This is a genomic window from Rothia nasimurium (assembly GCF_004569295.1).
Classification (GTDB): domain Bacteria; phylum Actinomycetota; class Actinomycetes; order Actinomycetales; family Micrococcaceae; genus Rothia; species Rothia nasimurium_B.
This window is the reverse complement of sequence record NZ_SPQC01000034.1, coordinates 1-22,087: the sequence shown is the minus strand read 5'-3', so window position 1 is coordinate 22,087 and position 22,087 is coordinate 1. Positions and strand designations below refer to the sequence as shown.

Here is a 22,087-nt window from a genome sequence, read left to right as displayed (position 1 = left end):
TGAAACGACTATACACCCTTTCAGCAGGTGGCACGCAAGTTTTACGGCGAATCTAGTCTACACTGTGAGCAGAGGGGCGCGCAGGGCGTCATAGATAAGTCATATTAGACAGGTCACATTTTGATAACACGGAGGGATGCCTAGCAGTGCCTGAAGGCGATACCGTATGGCGGCAGGCCCGCTCACTCCACCGCGCCCTTGCCGGTAGAACAGCTCACACTACACATTTCCGCTACCCCCAGGTTGCCGACGTCAACCTAGCGGGTCAACCTATTCACGGGGCCCTGGCCCGGGGTAAGCATATTCTGCTGCGTATCGGTGAGATGACCGTGCACTCTCACCTGAAGATGGACGGCATCTGGCACCTCTACGGGTTAGACACCAACGGTTCGCGGGAAAAGTGGCGCCGCCCAGCTGATCAGGTGCGGGCTCTGGTTCAGGCTAACGCCCGGCTTGATAGCGACGGGCAGGTAGTGCCTGGCAGCCACCCGGTCGAAGCCGTGGGCTTTACCCTGGGACTACTTGAGGTTTTCCCTACCAGCCAGGAGGCTGACCGCCTATCCTACCTAGGCCCCGACCTGCTCGGCCCCGACTGGTCGGTTGAGCAGACGGTAGCTAACCTGACTGCCAGGCCGGAGCGCCCCCTGGGGTAGCCCTGCTCGACCAGAAGAACCTGGCCGGTATCGGCACCATCTACCGGGCTGAGACCTGCTTTCTCGCGGGTCTTGACCCGCGCACCCCGGTGGGGGCGGTGCCCGATATAGCTGCCGTAGTCTCCATCGCCCGCCTGCTGCTGGATGCTAACCGCGGGCGTCCGCACCGGGTCACCCACACCAGCGCCGACCCGCTCTGGTGCTACGGGCGGGCAGACCGCACCTGCTACCGTTGCAGGGAAACCATCATCAAGGAAGACCTCTCAGAAACCGGCACCGGCACCGACCGCTACGCAGCGGGCCACCTGTACGCTCGCGAGGAAGACACCGACCGCATTAGCTTCCGCTGCCCCGGCTGCCAGGAGCTGCCGGGCTAAACCTGCCACGAGGCTAAGCAAAATGTTCACCAGCAACGTGCTCGCGCAGATATTCCCGCAGATAAGGAATCGTAAAATCCACGTAACCGTGCTGAGAAGACGCGATGAGCTCATAACCCAGCAAACGATTCCGATAGGTATTCGCATACTGCGGAGTGCTCCCTAAACGATTCGCTATATCAGACATCTTGCTCGGCCCATCATCAACAGACATCGCTGCAAGAAAGCTCTTATCCACGCCAGACAGACCCACCAAAGCAGGCTCATGCACTAGGTGCCCCACCCGGCGCCGGGCAGCAGCTACCCCGCGCTCAGCAGCTTCAAGCCCAATTACGGAATCAGCTCTAGCAGTACGCCAGCTCTCATACCCAACACTCTGAATCAAAAACGGGTAACCACCGGTGCCTTCAACAGCTAAGGTAAGAGCTTCTTCGTTGAAGGGCTTACCAAACTGTGTGGCTGGCTCCTGTAAGGCTTCCTCAATATCGAGCGGGTTGACGGCTCCCAGGGTGATACGCTCAGCGCGACGCAGAAAGGTCAGAACCTCATCCCCGGTTAAATCATGGACGGCCCTAGGCAGACCCGCTGCAATAAAAGCAACATTCTTGCCCTGGCGGAAAGCATGCTGGACTTCTTGAGTCAGCACCCTGAGGTCATCGAGAGCGTTACGATGGGCCTCATCTACAGTAATTAAAAGTCCTCCACCTTGCTCTGCCGCGAGGTCGGCAACCTCAAATAAGAGGGAACGAAAACCGCCCAGAGGCGCCTTACCCTCTGGCCACCCGACGGCGCCTCCCACACCAAATAGGTTTACTTCGATTTGGTTGAGTTTTCGGGCGTCCTGTTTGCCTAAATCATAAAGCAGGCGAGGTAGACGCTCATCTTTGAGTTCCTGTACAAGGCCGGGGCGGGCAGTCATAGGTACTACGGCCCACCCATGATGTAGGGCTAGATCCTCGTAGACATTCAGAAGAACGGTTTTGCCAGAGCCTCGTGTTCCCGCTACGAGCAGGGCTCGGGCCGGTGCGCCGGGGCCATCTTCAAGGGCTTCTTCAAAGTCAGCGAGAAGCTGCACCCGGCCGACCAGCAGAGGAGGGGTAACACCGAAGGTTGGCGTGAAAGGGTTAGCTATACGTTTCCCGCACCTTTCTCATACTTTCTTATTCTTATTTATTCTTTCTTATTTTTTATATCTTGGATAGAACATGCGGGGAGTAAACTACTCACCATGACCACCACATTTACTCCCGCTTATACCCCAGATGCAGATGTGCAGGAGGCCCTGGCCGGCCGTTTTCTGCGCTACTCGGCGATCTCTAGCCAGTCGGACGCCTCAGCATCGGTCGTGCCCACCAGTCAGGGCCAGTGGGAGCTGGCCCGCCTGCTCAAGGACGAACTCACGGCAGCCGGTGCCCAGGACGTGCACCTGAGCGACACCTGCGTGCTGACCGCCCGTATTCCCTCCACTCTGCCCGCGGGCACCGAAGCCCCCGCCATCGGATTCTGTACCCACCTCGATACAGTGGACGTCAACCTCTCCCCCGACGTGCACGCCCGCGTCATCGACTATCCCGGTGGGGATATCTGCCTCAACACCGACCTCGACATCTGGCTGCGCGAGGCCGAGCACCCCAAAATCACCCGCTACACCGGCCAGCGCATCATCGTTACCGACGGCACCAGTGTGCTGGGAGCGGACGACAAGGCCGGGGTCGCCTCGGTCATGGAAGCAGCCTTGCGGCTCTTAGCTGCGGACGCGGACGCTGCCGGGCAAGCAGGTGCCCAGGGGCAGGAAAGCGGGGCAGGTGCGTCCGCCCACCCCGAAATCTACCTCTCCTTTGTGCCGGATGAAGAAATCGGCCTGCTGGGCGTGCGCACCATGGACCTGGCACGCTTCCCCGTGGATTATGCCTACACCCTGGACTGCTGCGAACTGGGTGAGCTGGTTGAGGCTACCTTCAACGCTGGGTATGCCCGCCTGCACATTGAGGGCGTGACCGCCCACCCCATGAACTCCAAGGGCAACCTGGTCAACCCGATTCTGGTGGCTCATGATTTTGTAGCGGCCCTCGACCGCACCCAGACCCCCGAGCACACTGAGGGGCGTGAGGGTTACCTCTGGGTCAACGGGATAGCGGGTAACCAGGCCACCGCAACCGTCGATATCAGTATCCGCGACCACGACCGAGCCGGCTACAAGGCAAAAAAGGACTTCCTGCGCGACCTAGCTGAGCGGACGGCAGAAGCCAACCCGCGGGCGTCCGTGCAACTGGATATCTCAGATATCTACAGCAACCTTGAGGATGCAAAAACCAGCGCCAACGCTGTGGCGTCCGAGCGCCTGCGCGCCGCCTTTGCCCGGCTGGGTATCGAGCCCATCAACCTGGACATGCGCGGGGGCACCGATGGTTCTTATCTCTCCACCCAGGGAATCTACACCCCCAACTTCTTCACGGGGGCGCACAACTTCCACTCCAACTGCGAGTTTCTGCCCCTGCCCGCCTTTGAGGCCAGCTACCGGGTGGTGCGGGAGCTGATGATGGATTCCTTTTAGCCATCCTTGACGCACAATACAAAGCAGATAAACTGGTTTTATCTTAAGGATGACAGCAAATAAGGCGGGGCAACCCCAGTAGCCGCTTACTACCAGAGTCGCCCCTTGCTGTAGGACCTATCGAATGAACGGTTCGATAGCTTCCAAAAGCTTTGCTATAGCTCCGATGAGTATTGCAGTAGCGACGATTCTGACTGCATCTTGTCGGGGCTGTTTTTCTTAGCCTTGCTTTTAGCCACAGCCATTACCTCCTCTCTGGTCTCACACTCGCGGAGATTTTTCTTAAGGATGGATATACCGCGTGGAGTCCACGAGAGAGGCAGTTCAACTCTATCAAGCAGGCCTTGGGGTCTACCTGCGATAATAGAGCCCATGCGCCGAATCAACCGCCACCTTGCCCCCAAGCCCCTGCCCCAGCGTAAGGGGATTGACGCCGTCTCTTTTGTGCTGCCCGACGCGGGCAATCCCGAGGACGACACTCTGGGCGCAAGCACGGTGCTGGACTATCTGGTGGCCTGCTTCTACCCCCACGAGCGCTCCCTCTTTATCTCCCGCTTTGAGCGCGATGAGGTGAAGGACGCTGAAGGGCAGGCAGTTGCCCCCGACGCACCTTTGACGGGGCAAAAGATCTGGTACTACCGGGAACTGGGGGTTGAAAAGCCCGTGCCCTTTGACATGCCGGTGCTCTACGAGGACGAGTGGGTACTGGCCATTGATAAGCCCCACTTCCTGCCCACCACCCCCAACGGCTCCTTTGTCGCGCATACTGCCCTGACCCAGCTGAGGGTGCGGGAGAACAACCCCGATCTGATCCCGATTCACCGCCTGGACAGGGCAACCGCCGGGGTCGTTCTCTTTGCCAAGACCCCCGAGGCCCGTGCCCCCTTTCAAACCATGTTCCAGCGGCGCGAACCCACCAAGACCTACGAGGCCGTCGCGGCCCCTATCGCCAGGCTGGGGGTGGGTGAGAGCCTAACGGTGCGCTCGCGCATTGATAACCAGCACGGGGCTATGCAGGTAGCCCATACCGGTATTGAACTTCTACCCGGTGACACCGGCCCCCTACCGATAGAGACTAAGGCTGAGCGGCGCGAGCGCCGCCGCTCCGGAGCGTCCTTTGAGAGGCTGAACGCCCAGTCACGTATTACCTGCCTGAAGGTGTTTGAGGTGGCGAGCAGCGTCCTGCCCGCTATATCTGAGGCCAACCCGGCCCTGCCCCTGCCACCTGCGGGCACACCCCTGGCCCACTATCTTTTGGAACCGCACACCGGAAAGACCCACCAGCTGCGGGTGCACCTGGCGGCAGCCGGGGCCCCGATTGTGGGGGACGTGGTCTACCCGGCGGTCCTGCCCATCGCCGAGGACGAGCCCGCCCTGCCCCTCCAGCTGCTGGCCAAGTCACTGACCTTCCCCCACCCCTTCACCGGGCAGACCGTGACGGTGCAGAGCGGGCGGAGGCTACGACTCATCGAAGGTTCTGCCCCCTAGCCGCCGAATGTGACGCCTTTTCCCGAATGTCGGGAGTAAGCCCACCCGCTCGGGAATAAGAGGTACATTCGGCGCAGACGCACTATCCCACCCAGCCGGTAGACTAAAAACCGGCCCACACCACCGCCCACCGACGCGCCAAGGAAAGAAACGCCATGCACCCCAAGCACCTGCAGCACTCACCCGACCAGCTCGCAGCGCTCACCTCCGAGCACCGCCACACCCTAGGGCAGCGGGCAGGCACAGCAGCCCACTCCGTCACGCGGCTCTTCGGGCACCGGGTCGCAGGCGTCCCCGGCACCCTGCTAGGGCGCACCCTCCACCCCGACACCCGCCGCCGCAGCCAGCGGCGCGGCGAATGGCACTACTGGTGGCAGGCCCACCTGCTCGACAACCTCGTTGATGCAGGCTTCCGCCAGCTCACCGCACCCGACGGGCAGAGCCAGGCACAAGCGTCCCTACGCCAGGCCCGCGCGGTACTGCGCGGCATCCAGATGCGCAACCTCGGCTCCTACCCCAACTCCTTCTACGACGACATGGCCTGGTTGACCCTGGCCTGCGAGCGTCTCAACCGGCTGGCGCTCGCGGTGGAGGGCAACGGGGATTCTGCAGCCCAGGACGCCGCCACCCGGCTGTACCGGGAGCTGGCAGCTGCCTGCACCCCTGAGGTGGGTGGGGGTGCCTTCTGGTCGAAGGACCACGACTTTAAGAACGCCCCGGCGACCGCTCCCATTGCCCTGGCTCTCGCGCGGGCCCACCGGTATGACGAGGCTGCTGCCCTGCTGAACTGGCTGCACGCCAACCTCTTTGATGCCGAGCGTGGCCTCTATCTGGACGGGGTCAAGGTGGCTGGGCGCGGGAATCGTGCCGAGATTTCTTCGGTGGAGCGCGGTCTCTACACCTATAACCAGGGGCCGGTTCTCGCGGCCTATCTGGCGGTGCTTGATGCCGGTAAGTCTGAGCTGCTGACGATTGACCCAGCTGAGCATATCGCCGAAGTTCTGGCCGGTATTGACCGGGAGTTTGGCCGCAATTTTGAGGTGTCAGAGGCAGAAACCCTGCGGGTTCTAGCGACCCAGGGCGGCGGGGACGGCGGGCTCTTCACCGGTATTTTGGTGCGCTATCTTGCCGAGGTTGCCACTCACGCTGCCCTGTCGCAGGGCGTGCGGGAGCAGGCGCGGGATTTCATCCTTGCAACCGCCGAGCTCTTGTGGGACGGACGCCGCGAGTTCGACCCCGACCTGCCCATGAACGAGCTCGGTATTGACCCGACCGAGATTCGTGGTGAGGCTGTCGCGCTCTTTTCGCCCGATGTCACCCGGCATATTTCTGAGGTGCTCAAGCCTGCACAGCCGGTTGATCTTTCGACCCAGCTCCAGGCCTGGATGGTGCTAGAAGCTGCGGCGCGGGTTTTCTAGGGCGGGTGCGGCCGCCTTATTCGCGCGGTAGACGACCCAAAGTCCCAGCACGCCCAGAAGCATCAGCAGTAAGCCCACAGTATAGCTCGAGGCAATCTCAGACACCGGGAAACTGAACTCTGACGGATACCAGAACATGCCGGTGACGAGGGGCTCCGCTACAGCCCCCACGGGAATCAGATAGCGCAGGAGTTTCCCTGCGCGGTCGTCCTGCGCGGACCTAGCGCCCAACCAGCCCAGGGGCCCCGATATGATGACGGCAGCAATAAACCAGTGATAGTTCTCAATCCAGATGCTGGCTTCCATGATGCCCAGCAGGTTCCCCAGGGCGTAGTGCCCGGCTAGGGCACCTAAGGACGCTGCCACCGCGACTGTCACAGGCACCCAGAGCGGGACTGGGCGCGTCCTACTACCAGACCACAGCCAGCCCGCATAGAATCCCAGGGCTGCCCATAGGGTGCCCGAGTTGAGGAACGTGCTCACCACTTTACGCACATAGGCGATGACCTCAGATTGACCCGAGAGCTGGGCTTCAGTGGTGATATTGCTCAGCAGCGATGCAACGGCTATGCAGAGGACCAGAGCGATGCAGGTGAGCAAGGGGCGGGCTTTGAAACGCGCATGAAGCATACCCTTACTCTACTTGGTTCCGTCTGCCCGTGGAGGTATTTCGGCCAGGTGCTCGGCTAGGGCGTCGAGTTCGGCTTTGAGGGCCAGGATGTCGAGGCCCTCGACCGCGCAGGCGGCGTAGATGGCCCCGGGGACGGACGCCGCGCGTCCTCTCAGCTCCTGCCCGGCAGGGGTGAGACTGATGAGGGTACGACGCTCGTCGCGGGTGTCGCGGGTCTTGGTCAGCAGGCCGTGGTCAACCAAACGCTTGATGAGCGGAGTCAGGGTGCCACTGTCGAGGTCGAGGCGGGCAGCAAGTTCTTTCATGCCCAGCCCGTCAGGGTTCTCCCACATGACCAGCATGACCAGGTACTGGGGGTAGGTCAGGCCTAGCTCCCCCAGGTGCTGCTGGTAGGCGCGGGTGACGGCCCGGCTGGAGCGGTAGAGGGAAAAGCAGAGCTGGTTGTCGAGGGCGAGGCTGCTGTCTTGGTTCATTCCACCCAGTATAGGTTGTGGGCAAGCTCCTAGTTAACAATTAGATTTTGCAAAATTTAATTGTGTAGTCTTATTTGTAGAGACAGAACTGAAAGGAAACCCCATGGACTCCCTCTACACCACCGAAGCCCTAGCCACCGGCGAAGGCCGCAACGGCCACGTCCGCACCGTTGACGGCGCTTTTGACGCCGATCTTGCCATTCCCGTTGAGATGGGCGGCTCCGGCAAGGGCCTGAACCCTGAGCAGCTCTTTGCCTCCGGCTATGCCGCCTGCTTCCACTCTGCCCTGCAGATGGTTGCCCGCATGCAGAAGAAGAACATCGAGGGCTCCTCCGTAGGAGCTAAGGTCTCTATCGGCAAGCAGGGCGAGGGCTTTGGCCTGGCTGTTGAGCTTGAGGTCGTTATTCCTGAGCTTCCCCAGGACGAGGCCCAGGCGCTGGCCGACGCAGCCCACCAGGTCTGCCCCTACTCCAACGCCACCCGCGACAACATCCCCGTGACCGTGACCGTCTCCGACGACTAAGCTCGCACCCCACACTCGCACCAAATGTCGCCGAAAGCTTCATAGGTATGTGCTTCCTGCATACCTATGAAGCTTTCGCTTACCCTCAAGAGGCGGGGCCACCGCGTCCTTCCGCACTCACCCGGTAGACTTGTTCCCGTGCTCAATACCGAATTTTCTGATCCCACTTTTTCTTTTGAACTGGGCAACCGCCTGACCGATACCGCCCAGCCCACCGGCAAGCAGGTGGACGCCAACGGCGGCGCTTTCCAAGGGCGCACCGGCGTCATTCACACCCCGCACGGCGATATTGCCACCCCCGCCTTCACCCCGGTGGGAACCAAGGCAACCGTCAAGGCCGTACTACCCGAGGCCATGAAAGACCTGGGCGCCCAGGCCCTGCTAGCCAACGCCTACCACCTCTACCTGCAGCCGGGGCCGGACGTCCTCGACGCCGCAGGCGGTCTGGGTAAGTTCATGAACTGGGACGGCCCCACCTTCACCGACTCCGGGGGCTTCCAGGTGATGAGCCTGGGCTCCGGCTTCAAGAAGGTCATCGACATGGGTACCGTAGCCGGGGCTACCGGCGCGGACGGCCGTCCCATCGGCGACGATGACGTGGCGGCTGGCAAGGAACGCATGGCCCACGTAGATGACGACGGGGTCAATTTTAAGTCCCATATCAACGGCGATATTCACCGTTTCACCCCCGAGGTATCCATGCAGGTGCAGCACCAGATTGGCGCTGACATCATGTTTGCCTTCGATGAGCTGACCACCCTCTATAACTCCCGCGCCTACCAGGAAGAGGCGCTAGAGCGCACCCGTCTCTGGGCCCTGCGCTGTATTGCTAAGCACCAGCGCCTAACCACTGAGCGAGTAGGCAAGCCCTACCAGGCGCTTTTTGGTGTGATTCAGGGGGCCCAGTATGAGGACCTGCGCCGCAAGGCCTGCCGCGACCTGGGCGCCATGCCCTTTGACGGCTTTGGCCTAGGCGGGGCACTCGAAAAAGAAAACCTGGGCACCATCGTGCGCTGGTGCAACGAGGAGCTACCCGAGAACAAGCCCCGCCACCTGCTGGGCATTTCGGAGCCCGATGACATCTTCACCGGCATTGAAAACGGCGTCGACACCTTCGACTGCGTCTCTCCCACCCGTGTGGCCCGGAACGCGGCGGTCTACACCCCCGATGGCCGCTTCAACCTGACCAACGCTCGCTACCGCACCGACTTCTCCCCCATCTTCGAGGCCTGTGACTGCTACACCTGCGCCCACTACACCCGCGCCTACCTGCACCATCTCTTCAAGGCCGACGAGCGCCTCTCAGCGACCCTGGCCTCGATTCACAATGAGCGTTTTATTGTGAAGATGGTGGACGACGCCCGCGCGGCGATCGACTCCGGGGAATATTTCGACTACCGCGATGAGTTCTTGGGTAAGTACTACGCCAAGAAGGTTGCCCAGCAAAGGGCCCAGGAAGAAGCCGCAGCGCGCAAGGCTGCTAAGGACGCCGAGCGGGCGGCTGCTGCCCAGGCCCGCTGGGAGGCCAATATGAAGGCAAAGGCTGAGTCCGAGGCCCGCCGGGCAGCCGAGAAGGCAGCCCAGGGGCAGGACGCCGGGGCGGACGCGTCCGCTCAGCCTGAAACCGGCCAGGCCGACACCACCAAGCCCACCAGCGACGAAAAGTAGAGCATGAACGACTTTAAGATTGACGACCTCAAGCCCGAGGAAACCATCACCTACCGCCACGAGTTTGCGGCGACCCCGCAGCAGGTCTTTGAGGCCTTTACTAACCCGACCCTTTTCATCAAGTGGTTTGGCCCTGCCGATTGGAAGATTATTCCCAACACCCTGACCTTGGAGCCGGTGATTGGCGGCCGCAAGCAGTTCGTGATGCGTCACAAGGACCAGGCCAAGTTCCAGGCCCCTATGTACATGCGCTTTGTAACCCTGGCCGAGCCCCACACCATCGAGTACCGGGAGGCCCTGCCCACCCCGTCCGGCCAGCCCTCAGATACCCTGATTGGCCTGCGCCTGGAGTTCAAGGCGGGCACCGCGGTGACCGCGGACGGCGTCGGCGAAGGTACGATTCTTAAGCTCACCCAGGGCCCCCTGCCCGCCGCTATGCACGAGCAGACTCTGGCCTCCTGGCAGGGCTCCTTCGGCAAGCTGGCTGAGCTACTCAAGCAGGCATAAACTCCCACTTTAATCGCGCACCAACATCTAGAATATTGTTACGCGCATCACTCGACCTACTCTCAAAGCTCTAGGACGGCTTCCCCGCAACCGTTTTGCTGACCCTGTCATGTATGACTAGGGTCAGCAAGCTGGAAACAGCTGACTCGTCTACCTTTGCAGAGTTACTCGAAAGTATTTCTTTTCTGCATCTCAGCCACCCTCTTCTTAGTGATGCGGCCCCTTTCTTCGCGCATGGACTCAGGTCAGATAAACATCGAGGTTCATCTATCTAGAGCAAGACTGTATACGAGGTTCGCGACCGGGGTGGGGCTGCTTGGCGAGGGGCCGTCATTTTTATTGCACCAGTTCCCTGGCTTATCTATGCAGCTACCCACGACCATTTTCATTCAGAAACACAAGAATTTTTGAAGAAGAGTAAGAGCTCTACCCTTCCGCAAAAGAAACCTATTGCGATACCTCTATTTCGCTCCGCCTAAAAGTATCGAATCAAAAAGCGCTGCAGGATATTCGCAAATACTGGGTGAACCCGCTCCAACCAGACACCAGTTTTGTAGAGTCCGTTTATGCGCAGGGAGACCCCGACAGCTTGGTCTTCGAACTTTTTGTCAGCTACTCCCACCTAGCTCAGTTACTCACCAACAACCAGAGTAGTAAAATCCGCCTGTCAGATATTGAGCCAACCCAACAGGTAGTTGCCCACTACACAAGTAAGGTGAAATTGACAGAAAGCATCGTCGTGGGGAAAGCCGTTCAATCCCTGTACGGAGTGTTTTTTGTGCCAACGAGAGATGGGGAAAGCGGCACTCTCCCCATCTGCCAAGAGTGTGAGCTCAAGGAACCCATCGCTCAGCGAGTTATAGATTTACTCCTCGCCAGCCTGGAACCCTAAACGGAGCTCTTCAAGTTCACTGTCGGAAAGATCTAGTACAGGCTCAGCAACAGGAGCCTTCACAGCCTCTTCATGAGCTGCTTTGGCTCGCACTCGACGCTCTTGAAAATCTAGGAGGTCGGGGAGTTCGAGAAGATTGATGAGAACACCACCCGCGTCACCATCACCCAGGGTCCACTCGATCCGGCGATGCACGAGATGTCGGTAGCTGGCTGGAAGTCCTCTTTCAACAAGCTCAACCGCGTCCTCGCAGCCTAAAAGCCTAAGCGCCATATAAAAAGTGCACGTGCCCTGCCAAAAGTGGAGGGCACGTGCACTTTTTATAGGGCGTCTACATGCTAGGCCGCCAGCTGCTCCCGCTGTTCGGTGCTCAGGCGCACCAGGGAGCCGGTCTCGACGTTGAAAAAGGCCAGGGTGGTAGTAGCTGAGACGCAGTGGACGCCGGTCACCGGGTCATACAGCTCGTAGGCAACCACCAGCGAGGCTGCCGTAACCTTACTGACCTGCATCTGTACCCGCACCGGCACCCCGCGGTAGGCCAGGGGGCTGCGGTACTTGACGTGGTTTTCAGCAACCAGGGCCTGGGTGCCGGCAGGCAGGGTTTCAAAGAGGGGAAGTTGAGCGGACGCCCGCTGTGCCTCCCCCACAAAACCCTCCCCTACCTGCGGGGCAGGTTCACCGGACGAGGGTGGCGGCCCGAAGAGGGCCACACGGGCTTCTTCGAGCACCTGCATCATGGTCACGTTGTTGACGTGGCCGTAGGCGTCCATGTCACCCCAGCGCAGGGGAACCTCAACCTCATAGACTGCACCCACAACTAACCCCTATCGCTGCTGTGGGCCGTCACGGCGGCGTCCGCCTCGGCGAAGGCGTCCTCGTGCCCGGTGTGCACGTGCTTGACCACGCCGAAGTAAATCATGGTCAGAATCAGGAAGTAGGCGATGCCCATGGTGGCCGGGGCAGCGTTGCCGGTGCGGGCGAAGAGGGCCGCCCAGATGGCCAGCAGCAGGAAGATACCCAGGCCAGCGGTGATTCGCCCGCCCCACATGCGGAAGGCCGAAGAGTTACCCTCAACCCCCTTGAAGGCGATGTAGGCCAGCAGAATCAAAACCCATACGGTGAGGGCGCAGACCATAGTCAGGGTCATCATCAGACCAAAAGCCTGGCTGGGCAGGAAGAGGGCCAGCAGAATCGCCAGCACCACGCCCGAGGTTGAAGCCCACATGGCCAGCACAGGAATACCGCCACCGCTGACGCGGGCCAGGGGCGCAGGTGCCATCTTCTCGCCCGCCAGGGAGTGCAGCAGGCGGGTGCCCGCGTAGAGGTTGGCGTTGGCGGCGGACAGGGCGGCAACCAGAATAATGAAGTTGGTGATAGAGGCGATGGCCGGTACACCGATTTCTGAGAAGACCAGCACAAAGGGTGAGGCTTCAACGGAACCGTCGAGCTGGGCGGCTGACTGCCAGGGAATAATCGATACCACGATAAAGAGGGCGACCACATAGATAGTAGCCAGACGCCACATGTTGGCCTTGGTCGAGGCTCGTACTGAGCGCACCGGATCCTTCGCTTCAGCGGCGGAAATGGAGAGCATTTCGATACCGCCGAAGGAGAACATGACCACCGCGAGCGAGAGCCAGACCCCGTGGAAGCCGGTGGGCATGAAGCCGCCGTCGTTGGTGAGGTTGGTGATGCCGGTGGCCTCATGGCCAGGGAAGCCCACGAAGACCAGGGCCAGGCCCACCAGCACGAAGAGCAATAGGGCGATGACCTTGATGGAGGACAGGAAGAACTCCATGGTGCCAAAGTACTTGACCGAGCGGATGTTCAGCAGCACGATCACCGCGCCAAAGAGCACGATACCCACCCACAGGGGCAGGGAGGGCCACCAGTACTGCAGGTAGGTGGCAACCGCGACCAGCTCAATACCGGTGATAATGGCGGTGACGGTCCAGTAGGCCCAGCGAGTCAGGTAGCCGGCGTAGGGGCCCAGGTAGCGACCAGCGATGGAGCCGAAGCCACCGCGCACCGGGTAGCGCACGGCCATTTCGCCGGTAGAGGCGGCAATAATGGCGGCGACCAGGGAGCCGATAGCGTAGGCCAGAATAACGGCCGGCCCCGCCAGGGCGATAGCGCCCGAGGAGCCCAAAAAGAGGCCGGTACCCAGGGCCGAGCCCAGCACAATCATAGTCATCTGCCCGTGCGTAAGTGAGCGTTTGAGGGTGGTCGCCTGGGCCTGCCCCTGCGAAGGTGTGTGTGCCACGGTAAGCCTTACTGTGAGAAAACGTCGTGTGCGGTAGCGGTGTTAATGCGCGGACGCCGGTGCGCTGCTCCCCTGCCAGGCGGCGGGGAGCGGGCTACCGGCGTCCTTGTGTAGACCTGCTACTGATTTTAGCGCTGTTTGGTGCCGTCGACGACGGGCACCTGGGTGGTGACGGTGCGGACCTCGTCAAAGGCGTCATCTGAGGTGCTGATGTTCTTGTTAACACCGGCGAAGTAGATGACGGTGATCAGGCCGAAGAAGCCCAGGCCTACGGAGATGGAGGGGAGCATGGAGCCACCGGCGAAGAACATGGCGATGAAGGTGGCAATCACGCCGGTCAGACCAACCGCTGCGGTGGCGGAGCCGCCGAAGACGCGGAAGGGGGAGGCGTCGCCTTCGACCTTCTTGTAGGCCATGTAAGACAGCAGGATCATGGACCAGACCACCAGCACGCAGACGGTCACCAGGGCCATCATGTAGCCGAAGATTCCGCCGACGCCCGAGATTGCCATTACCATAGCGACCACGGCGCCCAGGGACGAGACGGTCAGAGCCAGGGCAGGGATGCCCGAGGAGCTGGTGCGGGAGAGCACCTTGGGTGCCATGCCCTCGTGGCCCAGGGCGTGCAGTAGGCGGGTGGCGGCGTAGAAGGCGGCATTTGCGCCGGAGAGGGCTGCGGTCATCAGGATGAAGTTGGTGATACCGCCAATGTAGGGAATACCCAGTTCGGTGAAGACCATGACGAAGGGAGAGCCTTCGATGTCCTTGCCCAGGGTGGCGGCGCTGGTCCAGGGGATGATGGCGACCACGATGAAGAGGGAGAGCACGTAGAAGGTGGCCAGGCGCCACATCATGGCCTTAGCTGAGGAGCGCACGGAGCGGACCGGGTCCTTGGCTTCTGCCGCTGAAATGGAGATCAGCTCGATACCGCCGAAGGAGAACATGACCACGGCCAGGGCGATCCAGATGGAGGAAAGGCCGTTGGGCATGAAGCCGCCGTGGGCGGTGAGGTTGGAGACGCCGGTGGCGTCCTGGCCGGGCAGGCCGAAGAAGACCAGGGCTAGGCCAAAGATGATGAAGAGGACGACCGCACTCACCTTGATAGAGGACAGGAAGAATTCCACCACACCGAAGGACTTGACGCTGGTCAGGTTGAGCACGAAGATCGCACCGCCCGCGATGAGTACCCAGACCCAGAGGGGGACATTTGGGTACCAGTAGGCCATGTAGGCGCCAACGGCTACGACCTCGGCACCGGCTAAGGTTACGGTGGTCATCCAGTAGGCCCAGCGAGTCAGGTAGCCCGCGTAGGGGCTGAGGAACTTACCGGCGATAGTGCCGAAGCCGCCGCGCACGGGGTAGCGCACGGCCATTTCACCGGCGCAGGCGCCGATAATAGCGGCGATCAGTGAGCCGATGGCGTAGGAGACGATGACGGCCGGGCCCGCGATAGAGATAGCTGCACCGGAGCCCAAAAAGAGGCCGGTACCCACGGCGAGGCCGAGGGCAATCATGGTGAGCTGGCCGTGGGAGAGGGCGCGGCTGAGGTTGCCGCCCTCCTGCTGGCCGGTGGTGGTTGATGCCACGGGTGCCCTCCCTTTCAAGAGAGTGTGGTGTATGCAATGAACCGAAAGTTTACACAGGTTTTCTGAGGGAAAACCGGTCTTCAGTGCTCACCATTATGCAGTGAGAGACACATCACCCTCTTGGTGGCAGGTGCAGGGCACTTGGCGGGCAGTGCGCGGCGGGCGGACGTCCGTGGCGGCGAGCATCCGCCCCCCCCTGAGTGCCCACGAGACTCTCGCAGCGCTTACGCCGCGAGTGGACACCACGCGAGTCTGGTGGGCACTCGCTCTAGCGGGTGGGGCTGTAGGTGGGCTCCTTGCGCTTGAACCAGCCGATGACGGGGTAGGTGATGGGCAGCAGGAGCAGTTCTACGGCGCACTTGTACACGTAGCCCACGATGACGTAATTGAGGAAGTCGCCGAAACTTGTAATTCCAATAATGGGGGCGGCGATGGAGCAGAAGATGATGGTGTCAGCCAGTTCGCCAACCAGGGTTGAACCCATGAGTCGACCCCAGAGGTGGCGGCCGCCGGTTGCCGCTTTGAGCTTCACCAGTACCCAGGAGTTCAGTAGCTGGCCCGCCAGGAAGCCTAGCAGGGAGCCCGCAAGAATCTGGGGCACGGGGCCCAGTACGGTTTCAAGGGCGGCCTGCCCTTCGTAGAAGTCGGCCGCGGGCAGGGCGATAAGTACCCAGAAGCTAGCGGCTGCAGCAGCAGCGGCAACGAAGCTGGTGATAATGGCGCGGCGGGCTAGTTTAAAGCCGTAAATTTCGCTGATCACGTCACCCAGCACGTAGGCCAGGGGGAAGAGGAAGAAACCGCCGTCGGTGATGATTGACCCGAAGGTGACGCCCTTGGTAGCCCCAATATTAGAGAGAATAAAGACCACGCAGGTTGCTGCCAGAAGCAGGTCGTAGTAGGTGCGGGTGGGGCGGGCGAAGCCGGTATCGGCGCCCTGCTTGTGGGCGGACGCCGGTGAGCTGGTGGGAGGTGTAGACACAGTTATCCCCTGGGTTGAGTATCGGTTTGAAGAGTGCCCACCTGCCACCTGGGCGCCCACTAGCTTACCGATTTTTAGGCGGCCCCGCACGGCTTGCCGGGTGTGGGGTGGGGCGCAGTGGCGTCCGCGCCGGTGAGTCAGGAGCAGGTTTTGCTGACAGTTTGCTGGGTTCTGTCGTGAAAAATAGGTTTTAGTGACAGATGGCGGTAAGGTGTCATTATGCCTCGAATTACCGCCGCCACCAACGCTGCCCAGCGCGAGAACACCAAGCGCGCTATTCTCGACTCCTTCGGCCGCCTGCTCTACGAGCGCGGCTTGCCCGGCCTCACCATGACCCATGTGGCTAAGACCGCCGGCATCGGCCGCACTGCGGTCTACAACTACTTTGCCGACATGGGCGAACTGCTCATTGCCTATGCCCTGGACGAGACCGAGCGCTTCCTCACCGAGCTACGTGAGGCCCTGGCCGGGGTCGAGAACCCCATCGACCAGCTGGCTGTCTACGTGCGCCTGCAGATCGAGGACCTTTCCCGCCGCCACATGCCCCCCGGCCCCGCCATGCGGTCGGTCCTTTCGCCCGAGGCTTTCGCCAAGCTGGGCGATCATGTACGCGAGCTGCAGATGGTCCTGGCAGGCATTCTTTCTGCAGCGATTGAGCGCGGCTACCTGCCCGAGAACGACATCCGCGAGCTAGCGCAGCTGGTTCACGGCTCCCTATCATCCAGCGCTGACCGCACCGATGAGGCCAGCGATAGGGCAGCCCGCGAGCACCACATTGAAAACACGATTCGCTTTATTCAGCTGGGTCTGGGTGCGCGCTTTGATGAGAGCGGGCACCCCGTCCGCTTGGACGGCACCCCCGAGGTGCGCCTGGTAGCTGCCTCCTAGCCGAAACTGACGTTTTAGTCCTGAGCCAGCAGTGAGGGAGCGAGGGAGTCAAGGTCGAGCACGCGGGCGTACATGACGGCGCGGCGCTGCAGGGCGGTGCGCAGGGCGCGGTGGACGCCGTCTTCGAGGTAGAGCTCGCCTTGGTAGCGCACCACATGGGGGAAGAGGTCCCCGTAGAAGGTGGAGTCTTCGGCCAGCAGGGTTTCGAGGTTGAGGTTTTTCTGCGTGGTGATCAGGCGGTCAAGGCGCACCTGCGAGGGGGCAATGGAGCCCCAGGTACGCTGAGTAAGCCCGTGGTCGGGGTAAGGGCGCGTGTCGCCTACACCTTTGAAAATCATGCGGTCTATTGTACGCCGGGTGGGGGCAGGCTCTGAGTAGAGTCCGGCGAGAATTGCCCCACCGATACCCCAACGCGCCGCCGGTCACATTCGTGACACTCTATTACTTAAAGTCATATTGACCTTATTTGCTTTAGCCGCCTGCGCGGTGTTTAATCGTGGCTATGCGCGGGTCGCCCAGCCCGCCTCAGCCCAAGGACACCATGCTTTACAAAAAACAGCTCACCGGCTCTCACGTGGGGCTTGTGGTGGGCAGCTTCGCTCCCCTGCACCGCGGCCACATTGACCAGATTCTGCGCGCCAAGAAGGAGAACCCCGGCGGCACCCTGGTGATTGTCGCGGGTTCCCAGCAGGACGCCGGGGAGCAGGCAGGCATGAAGCACACCAAGCGCTACCGCTACGTGTCTGAGCACTTCAAGAATGACCCCCTGGTGATTGTCGACTCCCTCGACGAAACCGACCTCAGCACGTCCGAGGCCTGGGCTAACGCCCTAGACGGCTTCTGGGCTACCCACGTTGCGGCGGGCGCCGAGCGCCGCCTCTACCTACTCGATGATGAGCACATCTCCCGTTTCCAAGCAGGGCATCAGGACGCCGACGGGCAGCAGGCCGCACGCCTGGCGCCCTGCCAGCTGCCGGCGCCTGAACCGGAAATCCGGGCCAACCCGCTGACCCACTGGGATCTCATCGCCCCGCCCTTCCGCCGTTTCTTCACCCGCAACGTCCTGGTCATGGGGGCCGCCTCGGGCGGCAAAACCACCCTGGTGGAGGACCTCGGCAAACTCTACAACGCCCCCTACTCCTACGAGTACGCGCGGGTCTACCAGGTCGAGGCCAACATCCGCGATGAAGACTACGACCTGCTGGACTACCAGAACGTGCTCACCGGCCAGTTCAACCTCAACCGCGAAACCATCGACAACCCTGGCAACCGGGGGCTCACCCTCATGGACACCGACGCCATGGTCACCAAGGCCTACGCCGCCATGAGCGCCGCCGAGCACGCCAGCGAACTGAGCGAGACCGACTACGCCAAACTCCTGCCCTTGGCCGACTCCCTGATTGCCAAGGCCCGCTGGGATCTCATTCTCTTCATCCCGCCGGTGGGGGCCTCTGGCTACACCCTCGACGGGTTCCGGTCGCAGACCAACAATTCCGATGACTACCTCAGCGAGATTTCCCGCATCATGCTGGCCGAAGTTGAGGCAGCCGGGCTACTTGACCGTCTGGTGCTCCTCGACGGCGCCGACTACGCCGAGCGCTACGAGCAGGCCAAGGCCGCTATCGAACGCCTCCTCCCCTAATCCCTACCCCTGTCACCCGAAGGATTCATCATGAGCGCACCCACCACCAGGCAAGCCCCGGCCAGCCCTCTGGGTCGTCTTGCTAAGGCCACCTACACCGATCTCTTCACCGGCTACACCCCCTTTGAGAAGGTCTTCTTCCCGGCGCTGATTCTGCTGCAGGTCGTGGTCAGTACCGTAGCCTTTGAGGGATGGCTGAGTTTCATCACGGCCTTTGCAGGTATGGTCTGCGTGATTTTGGTGGGCAAGGGGCGCCTGTCGAATTACTTCTTCGGCATCGTGCAGAATGTGCCCTACCTGATTCTGGCCTACCAGGCCTACTTCATCGGTGAAATCACCATCGCCGCCTTCTATGTGCTCACCCAGTTCTGGGGCCTCTACATGTGGCGCAAGAACATGCGGGCAGCCAAGGAGCAGCACGAGCTCGGCGGCGCCTCCTTTGACGGGGCTGGGCAGCTCGCGGGCAGCCGCGCCGCGACCAGCGGTACCGGAGCTAGGGGCACGGACGCCGGTGGGCAAAGCGGTGCGTCCGCCCTGGCAAGTGCCGCCGAGGGTACCCCGCTGGATGTGCAGACCCGCCGCCTGACCCTGCCCGCTATCGCGGGCGTGTTGGCGCTACTGGCCGCAGCATCGTGGGGCTACGGGGTGTTGCTGAACGGCTGGGGTTCTAACCAGCCCTACGTGGACGCCTTCACCACCGTCATCGCCCTGATTTCGCAGGTGCTGATGGTCTACCGTTTCCGCGAGCAGTGGGTCGGCTGGCTGGTACTGAACACTGTGCAGATTTACCTGTGGTCAACGGTGGAGGGCGGGGGCAATATGTCCATCATGGCCATGTACCTGGGCTTTATCGCCAACTCGGTCTACGGCTGGTACAACTGGACCAAGCTGTCTCGCGGAGTGCAGGGCTAGAACTGGGGAACTAGCCAAGAGAAGGCGCCCCGCACTCGCAGCGAAGCTGCTGGCTCGGTGGCTGGCGTGAATCGCCTCGTGAGCGAAGCGAACCAAGCGAGAGGGTCGGCAGCGAGCGCGAGTGCGGGGCGCCTGCCTACATCTCCAGCAAACTGCTCAAAATTCTGGCTATACAAAAGAATCTGGGCAAAAGAAAAAGCCGGTTTCATCAAGTGGGCGATGAAACCGGCTTCAGCGGAGGATGGGGGATTTGAACCCCCGAGGGCGTGAACCCAACACGCGTTCCAGGCGTGCGCCATAGGCCGCTAGGCGAATCCTCCAGGCTGTTGCTTAGCTACTTGCGCAGCTTCACGAAAGCGAACAGATACGAGCATACCCCATGCCCGGGCGTCCGCGCAAACCAGGCGCGCGGGTAGGGTGCAGCGTCCGCTCCGACAGGCACCGCCATCCGCCCTTTGTTTTTCGTGGCGGCTTAGGGTACAGTTGTTGGAGCCCCTTACGTGGCGTCATCTTGGAAAACTCCCCCAGGGCCGGAAGGCAGCAAGGGTATCTGGGCTCTGACGGGTGCGTAGGGGGTCTTTATTTTGCTCGGCGCCTTTTACGCGAGCTTCCTTAAGCCTTTCGCGCACGGTTCTTAAAACGTCAGCCACCCCCACTACACTGTTAACCAGCACACCCGGGGCGGCGAGCGCCTGATTCTCTCTTGCTTTTCTCCCTGGGCCGGGCTCAGTTTTTCTGCACTCAACCGAAGGTTTATTGTGAGCACTGCGCTGTATCGCCGTTATCGCCCTGAGTCGTTTGCCGACGTTATCGGGCAGGAGCATGTCACCGAACCTCTCATGACTGCCCTTGAGAAGAACAGGGTGAACCACGCCTACCTGTTCTCGGGGCCGCGCGGGTGTGGCAAGACCACTTCGGCGCGTATTTTGGCGCGCTGCCTCAACTGTGCGGAGGGCCCTACCCCTACCCCGTGTGGTGTGTGCGAGTCTTGTAAGGAGCTTTCCCGCGACGGTGGTGGTTCCCTCGATGTGATTGAGATGGACGCCGCCAGCCACGGCGGTGTGGACCACGCCCGTGACCTGCGTGAACGCGCTACTTTTGCGCCGGTGCGCGACCGCTACAAGATTTTCATTATCGACGAGGCGCACATGGTCACCCGCGAGGGCTTCAACGCCCTGCTCAAGATTGTGGAAGAGCCCCCGGCGCACATTAAGTTTATTTTTGCGACCACCGAGCCTAACAAGGTGCTCGGCACTATTCGTTCGCGTACCCACCATTACCCCTTCCGCCTGGTGCCTCCGCAGATTCTGGGGGACTACCTGGCTAAGCTCTGCGCCGAAGAGGGTGTTAAGGTCGCCGACGGCGTGCTGCCACTGGTTGTCCGCGCCGGTGGCGGTTCGGTGCGTGACTCGCTGTCGATTCTTGACCAGCTCATGGCGGGTGCCTCTGACGAGCAGGGCATCTCCTACGACCTGGCTGTTGCCCTGCTGGGCTTTACCCACGGCGAGTTGCTCGACGAGGTTGTCGATGCTTTTGCTTCTGGTTCTGCCGCCGAGGTTTTCGCGTCGGTCGATAGGGTGATTCAGACCGGCCAGGATCCCCGCCGCTTTGTGGAGGACCTGCTCGAGCGCTTCCGCGACCTCATTATTGTGAAGGCCGTGCCCGACTCAGTGAGTTCGATTCTGCGCGGCCTGGCCGCTGACCAGCTCGACCGTATGCGTGCTCAGGCTGAGCAGCTGGGTTCGGCTGAGCTGTCGCGGGCTGCGGACGTCACCAATGAGGCCCTGAATGAGATGAGCGGGGCCATGAACCCCCAGCTTCATCTGGAGCTACTCTGCGCCCGCATTCTGCTAGCTGCCGGGGAGCATGGCGTCGGCAACCTAGCTGCCCGCCTTGACCGGCTTGAGCGCAAGCTGGCGTCGGGGCAGTTCCCTGCGCCCGCGGGCGGTCATTCTGCACCGGCAGGTTCCGCTTCTGGCACCGGTGCGGACGCCCCCAGCCCCCTGGCACGCGCCCGGCAGCAGCTAGCCCAGCAGGGTGGCGTCGAAGGTCAAGCCCCTGCTCAGCAGGCTCAACCTCAGCAGCAAGCTCAGCCCCAACGTCAAGACCAGCCCGTTCAGCAAACTCAGGCTCCTGCCCAGCAGGGTGGTGCGCCCTTGGCTGGGGCTCCTTTGGCTGGGGCTCCTTTGGCTGGCGCTCCCTTGAGCGGTGCCCCGCTAGCAGGCCAAGGTGTTCCGCCGCTCGGTGGGCCCCAGCAGGCCCAGCACTCCCCCTCGCCTCAGAACCCAGCGCGGCCGGTGCCCGGTGAAAACACGGTCGATATGGTGGCGAACTCCTGGGCCGATGTAGTGGCCAAGGTGCCCGCCCCCTTTGCCCGGGCCCAGTTTGCCCTGTGTGAGCCGTCCAAGTTTGAAAACGGGGCCCTCTTTCTGCGGGCTGAGTTGCCCGTACTTAAAGCCGTCAAGGAGTACCTGCCCCAGCTTCAGCAGGCTCTCTTCCAGGTGCTGGGTCTGCAGGTGCAGCTGCGCGGTGAAATCAAGAAGCCCGGCGACGGCGGCGATAACCCCGGCGGTGGGCGCCCTAGTGACGGACGTCCTGGCGGTCCCGGTGGAGCAGGCCCATCAGGTGGAAAC

General features: G+C 61.6%; 21 protein-coding genes, 1 tRNA gene, 1 other RNA gene and 1 pseudogene. 14 read left to right on the top strand and 10 right to left on the bottom strand.

Translation table 11 applies throughout. From position 1 onward, the window contains the following. The first annotated feature begins 146 nt into the window (after positions 1–146). Both E4U03_RS13415 and E4U03_RS13410 read left to right on the top strand, forming a co-directional pair. Positions 147–653: a DNA-formamidopyrimidine glycosylase family protein gene (locus E4U03_RS13415; RefSeq protein WP_245207714.1), complete on the top strand. Its 507-nt coding sequence runs from the start codon at positions 147–149 to the stop codon at positions 651–653. Positions 654–751: 98 nt separating this feature from the next. After that, entirely contained in the window at positions 752–1,030 is a 279-nt protein-coding gene (locus tag E4U03_RS13410; protein WP_228066087.1) for a hypothetical protein, read from the top strand. Positions 1,031–1,043: 13 nt separating this feature from the next. Here E4U03_RS13410 and E4U03_RS09295 read toward each other — a convergent pair whose 3' ends face one another. After that, entirely contained in the window at positions 1,044–2,105 is a 1,062-nt protein-coding gene (locus E4U03_RS09295) for an ATP-binding protein (RefSeq protein WP_209304155.1), read from the bottom strand. A gap of 153 nt (positions 2,106–2,258) precedes the next feature. On the opposite strand from E4U03_RS09295, the gene E4U03_RS09290 reads away from it, so the two are divergent. From E4U03_RS09290 to E4U03_RS09280, 3 genes are all read left to right on the top strand, one after another. After that, a complete protein-coding gene (locus tag E4U03_RS09290; protein ID WP_135013258.1) occupies positions 2,259–3,584 on the top strand; it encodes a peptidase T in 1,326 nt (441 codons plus the stop codon). A 372-nt stretch (positions 3,585–3,956) separates the two neighbouring features. After that, complete coding sequence (locus E4U03_RS09285; RefSeq protein WP_135013257.1) at positions 3,957–5,072, top strand: pseudouridine synthase; 1,116 nt, start codon at positions 3,957–3,959, stop codon at positions 5,070–5,072. 155 nt (positions 5,073–5,227) lie between these two features. Next, entirely contained in the window at positions 5,228–6,490 is a 1,263-nt protein-coding gene (locus E4U03_RS09280) for a glycoside hydrolase family 76 protein (protein WP_135013256.1), read from the top strand. Here E4U03_RS09280 and E4U03_RS09275 read toward each other — a convergent pair. Further along, entirely contained in the window at positions 6,464–7,120 is a 657-nt protein-coding gene (locus tag E4U03_RS09275) for a hypothetical protein (RefSeq protein ID WP_135013255.1), read from the bottom strand. The genes E4U03_RS09280 and E4U03_RS09275 overlap by 27 nt on opposite strands. Positions 7,121–7,129: 9 nt before the next feature. Then, positions 7,130–7,594 (bottom strand): MarR family winged helix-turn-helix transcriptional regulator, encoded by a 465-nt coding sequence (locus tag E4U03_RS09270; RefSeq protein ID WP_135013254.1) that lies wholly within the window; start codon positions 7,592–7,594, stop codon positions 7,130–7,132. A 103-nt stretch (positions 7,595–7,697) separates the two neighbouring features. On the opposite strand from E4U03_RS09270, the gene E4U03_RS09265 reads away from it, so the two are divergent. From E4U03_RS09265 to E4U03_RS13805, 4 genes and pseudogenes are all read left to right on the top strand, one after another. Continuing rightward, a complete protein-coding gene (locus tag E4U03_RS09265) occupies positions 7,698–8,117 on the top strand; it encodes an organic hydroperoxide resistance protein (RefSeq protein ID WP_135013253.1) in 420 nt (139 codons plus the stop codon). A gap of 66 nt (positions 8,118–8,183) precedes the next feature. Further along, positions 8,184–9,551 (top strand): annotated as a pseudogene (tgt, locus tag E4U03_RS09260) (tRNA guanosine(34) transglycosylase Tgt); the annotation flags it as partial. Between the two features lie 237 nt (positions 9,552–9,788). Then, positions 9,789–10,292 carry an SRPBCC family protein gene (locus tag E4U03_RS09255; RefSeq protein ID WP_135013252.1) on the top strand — a complete coding sequence of 168 codons (504 nt, stop codon included), beginning with the start codon at positions 9,789–9,791 and terminating at the stop codon, positions 10,290–10,292. 523 nt (positions 10,293–10,815) lie between these two features. Further along, positions 10,816–11,184 carry a DUF3039 domain-containing protein gene (locus tag E4U03_RS13805; RefSeq protein ID WP_416220628.1) on the top strand — a complete coding sequence of 123 codons (369 nt, stop codon included), beginning with the start codon at positions 10,816–10,818 and terminating at the stop codon, positions 11,182–11,184. Here E4U03_RS13805 and E4U03_RS09245 read toward each other — a convergent pair. From E4U03_RS09245 to E4U03_RS09225, 5 genes are all read right to left on the bottom strand, one after another. Further along, the gene (locus E4U03_RS09245; protein ID WP_135013251.1) at positions 11,158–11,379 is read right to left on the bottom strand and encodes a hypothetical protein; all 222 of its coding nucleotides are present in this window, start codon (positions 11,377–11,379) and stop codon (positions 11,158–11,160) included. The genes E4U03_RS13805 and E4U03_RS09245 overlap by 27 nt on opposite strands. Before the next feature lie 143 nt (positions 11,380–11,522). Then, the gene (locus tag E4U03_RS09240; RefSeq protein WP_245207713.1) at positions 11,523–11,999 is read right to left on the bottom strand and encodes an acyl-CoA thioesterase; all 477 of its coding nucleotides are present in this window, start codon (positions 11,997–11,999) and stop codon (positions 11,523–11,525) included. A gap of 2 nt (positions 12,000–12,001) precedes the next feature. Then, entirely contained in the window at positions 12,002–13,447 is a 1,446-nt protein-coding gene (locus E4U03_RS09235; RefSeq protein ID WP_245207712.1) for an amino acid permease, read from the bottom strand. A gap of 128 nt (positions 13,448–13,575) precedes the next feature. After that, complete coding sequence (locus E4U03_RS09230; protein WP_135013260.1) at positions 13,576–14,961, bottom strand: amino acid permease; 1,386 nt, start codon at positions 14,959–14,961, stop codon at positions 13,576–13,578. A 340-nt stretch (positions 14,962–15,301) separates the two neighbouring features. After that, positions 15,302–16,012 (bottom strand): queuosine precursor transporter, encoded by a 711-nt coding sequence (locus tag E4U03_RS09225; RefSeq protein WP_245207710.1) that lies wholly within the window; start codon positions 16,010–16,012, stop codon positions 15,302–15,304. A 219-nt stretch (positions 16,013–16,231) separates the two neighbouring features. Here E4U03_RS09225 and E4U03_RS09220 point away from each other — a divergent pair, with 219 nt between their 5' ends. After that, complete coding sequence (locus E4U03_RS09220) at positions 16,232–16,900, top strand: TetR/AcrR family transcriptional regulator (protein WP_135013249.1); 669 nt, start codon at positions 16,232–16,234, stop codon at positions 16,898–16,900. A 14-nt stretch (positions 16,901–16,914) separates the two neighbouring features. Here the strand turns inward: E4U03_RS09220 and E4U03_RS09215 are convergent, their stop codons facing one another. Next, entirely contained in the window at positions 16,915–17,238 is a 324-nt protein-coding gene (locus E4U03_RS09215; RefSeq protein ID WP_135013248.1) for a type II toxin-antitoxin system VapB family antitoxin, read from the bottom strand. 203 nt (positions 17,239–17,441) lie between these two features. Here E4U03_RS09215 and E4U03_RS09210 point away from each other — a divergent pair, with 203 nt between their 5' ends. Further along, positions 17,442–18,542 (top strand): AAA family ATPase, encoded by a 1,101-nt coding sequence (locus E4U03_RS09210; RefSeq protein WP_167752379.1) that lies wholly within the window; start codon positions 17,442–17,444, stop codon positions 18,540–18,542. Positions 18,543–18,572: 30 nt separating this feature from the next. Continuing rightward, the gene (pnuC, locus tag E4U03_RS09205) at positions 18,573–19,454 is read left to right on the top strand and encodes a nicotinamide riboside transporter PnuC (protein WP_135013246.1); all 882 of its coding nucleotides are present in this window, start codon (positions 18,573–18,575) and stop codon (positions 19,452–19,454) included. A gap of 235 nt (positions 19,455–19,689) precedes the next feature. Here the strand turns inward: pnuC and E4U03_RS09200 are convergent. Next, positions 19,690–19,774 (bottom strand) — tRNA-Ser (locus tag E4U03_RS09200). 167 nt (positions 19,775–19,941) lie between these two features. Here E4U03_RS09200 and ffs point away from each other — a divergent pair. Both ffs and E4U03_RS09190 read left to right on the top strand, forming a co-directional pair. Further along, positions 19,942–20,038: signal recognition particle sRNA small type (ffs, locus tag E4U03_RS09195), an RNA gene on the top strand. 174 nt (positions 20,039–20,212) lie between these two features. Beyond that, on the top strand, positions 20,213–22,087 hold a 1,875-nt coding region (locus E4U03_RS09190), incomplete at its 3' end, for a DNA polymerase III subunit gamma and tau (RefSeq protein ID WP_135013245.1).

Coding starts and splice junctions, on each gene's coding strand:
- E4U03_RS09290 (WP_135013258.1), top strand. CDS start 2,259: ATGACCACCACATTTACTCCCGCTTATACCCCAGATGCAGATGTGCAG.
- E4U03_RS09285 (WP_135013257.1), top strand. CDS start 3,957: ATGCGCCGAATCAACCGCCACCTTGCCCCCAAGCCCCTGCCCCAGCGT.
- E4U03_RS09280 (WP_135013256.1), top strand. CDS start 5,228: ATGCACCCCAAGCACCTGCAGCACTCACCCGACCAGCTCGCAGCGCTC.
- E4U03_RS09275 (WP_135013255.1), bottom strand. CDS start 7,120: ATGCTTCATGCGCGTTTCAAAGCCCGCCCCTTGCTCACCTGCATCGCT.
- E4U03_RS09270 (WP_135013254.1), bottom strand. CDS start 7,594: ATGAACCAAGACAGCAGCCTCGCCCTCGACAACCAGCTCTGCTTTTCC.
- E4U03_RS09265 (WP_135013253.1), top strand. CDS start 7,698: ATGGACTCCCTCTACACCACCGAAGCCCTAGCCACCGGCGAAGGCCGC.
- E4U03_RS09255 (WP_135013252.1), top strand. CDS start 9,789: ATGAACGACTTTAAGATTGACGACCTCAAGCCCGAGGAAACCATCACC.
- E4U03_RS09230 (WP_135013260.1), bottom strand. CDS start 14,961: ATGATTGCCCTCGGCCTCGCCGTGGGTACCGGCCTCTTTTTGGGCTCC.
- E4U03_RS09220 (WP_135013249.1), top strand. CDS start 16,232: ATGCCTCGAATTACCGCCGCCACCAACGCTGCCCAGCGCGAGAACACC.
- E4U03_RS09215 (WP_135013248.1), bottom strand. CDS start 17,238: ATGATTTTCAAAGGTGTAGGCGACACGCGCCCTTACCCCGACCACGGG.
- E4U03_RS09210 (WP_167752379.1), top strand. CDS start 17,442: ATGCTTTACAAAAAACAGCTCACCGGCTCTCACGTGGGGCTTGTGGTG.
- pnuC (WP_135013246.1), top strand. CDS start 18,573: ATGAGCGCACCCACCACCAGGCAAGCCCCGGCCAGCCCTCTGGGTCGT.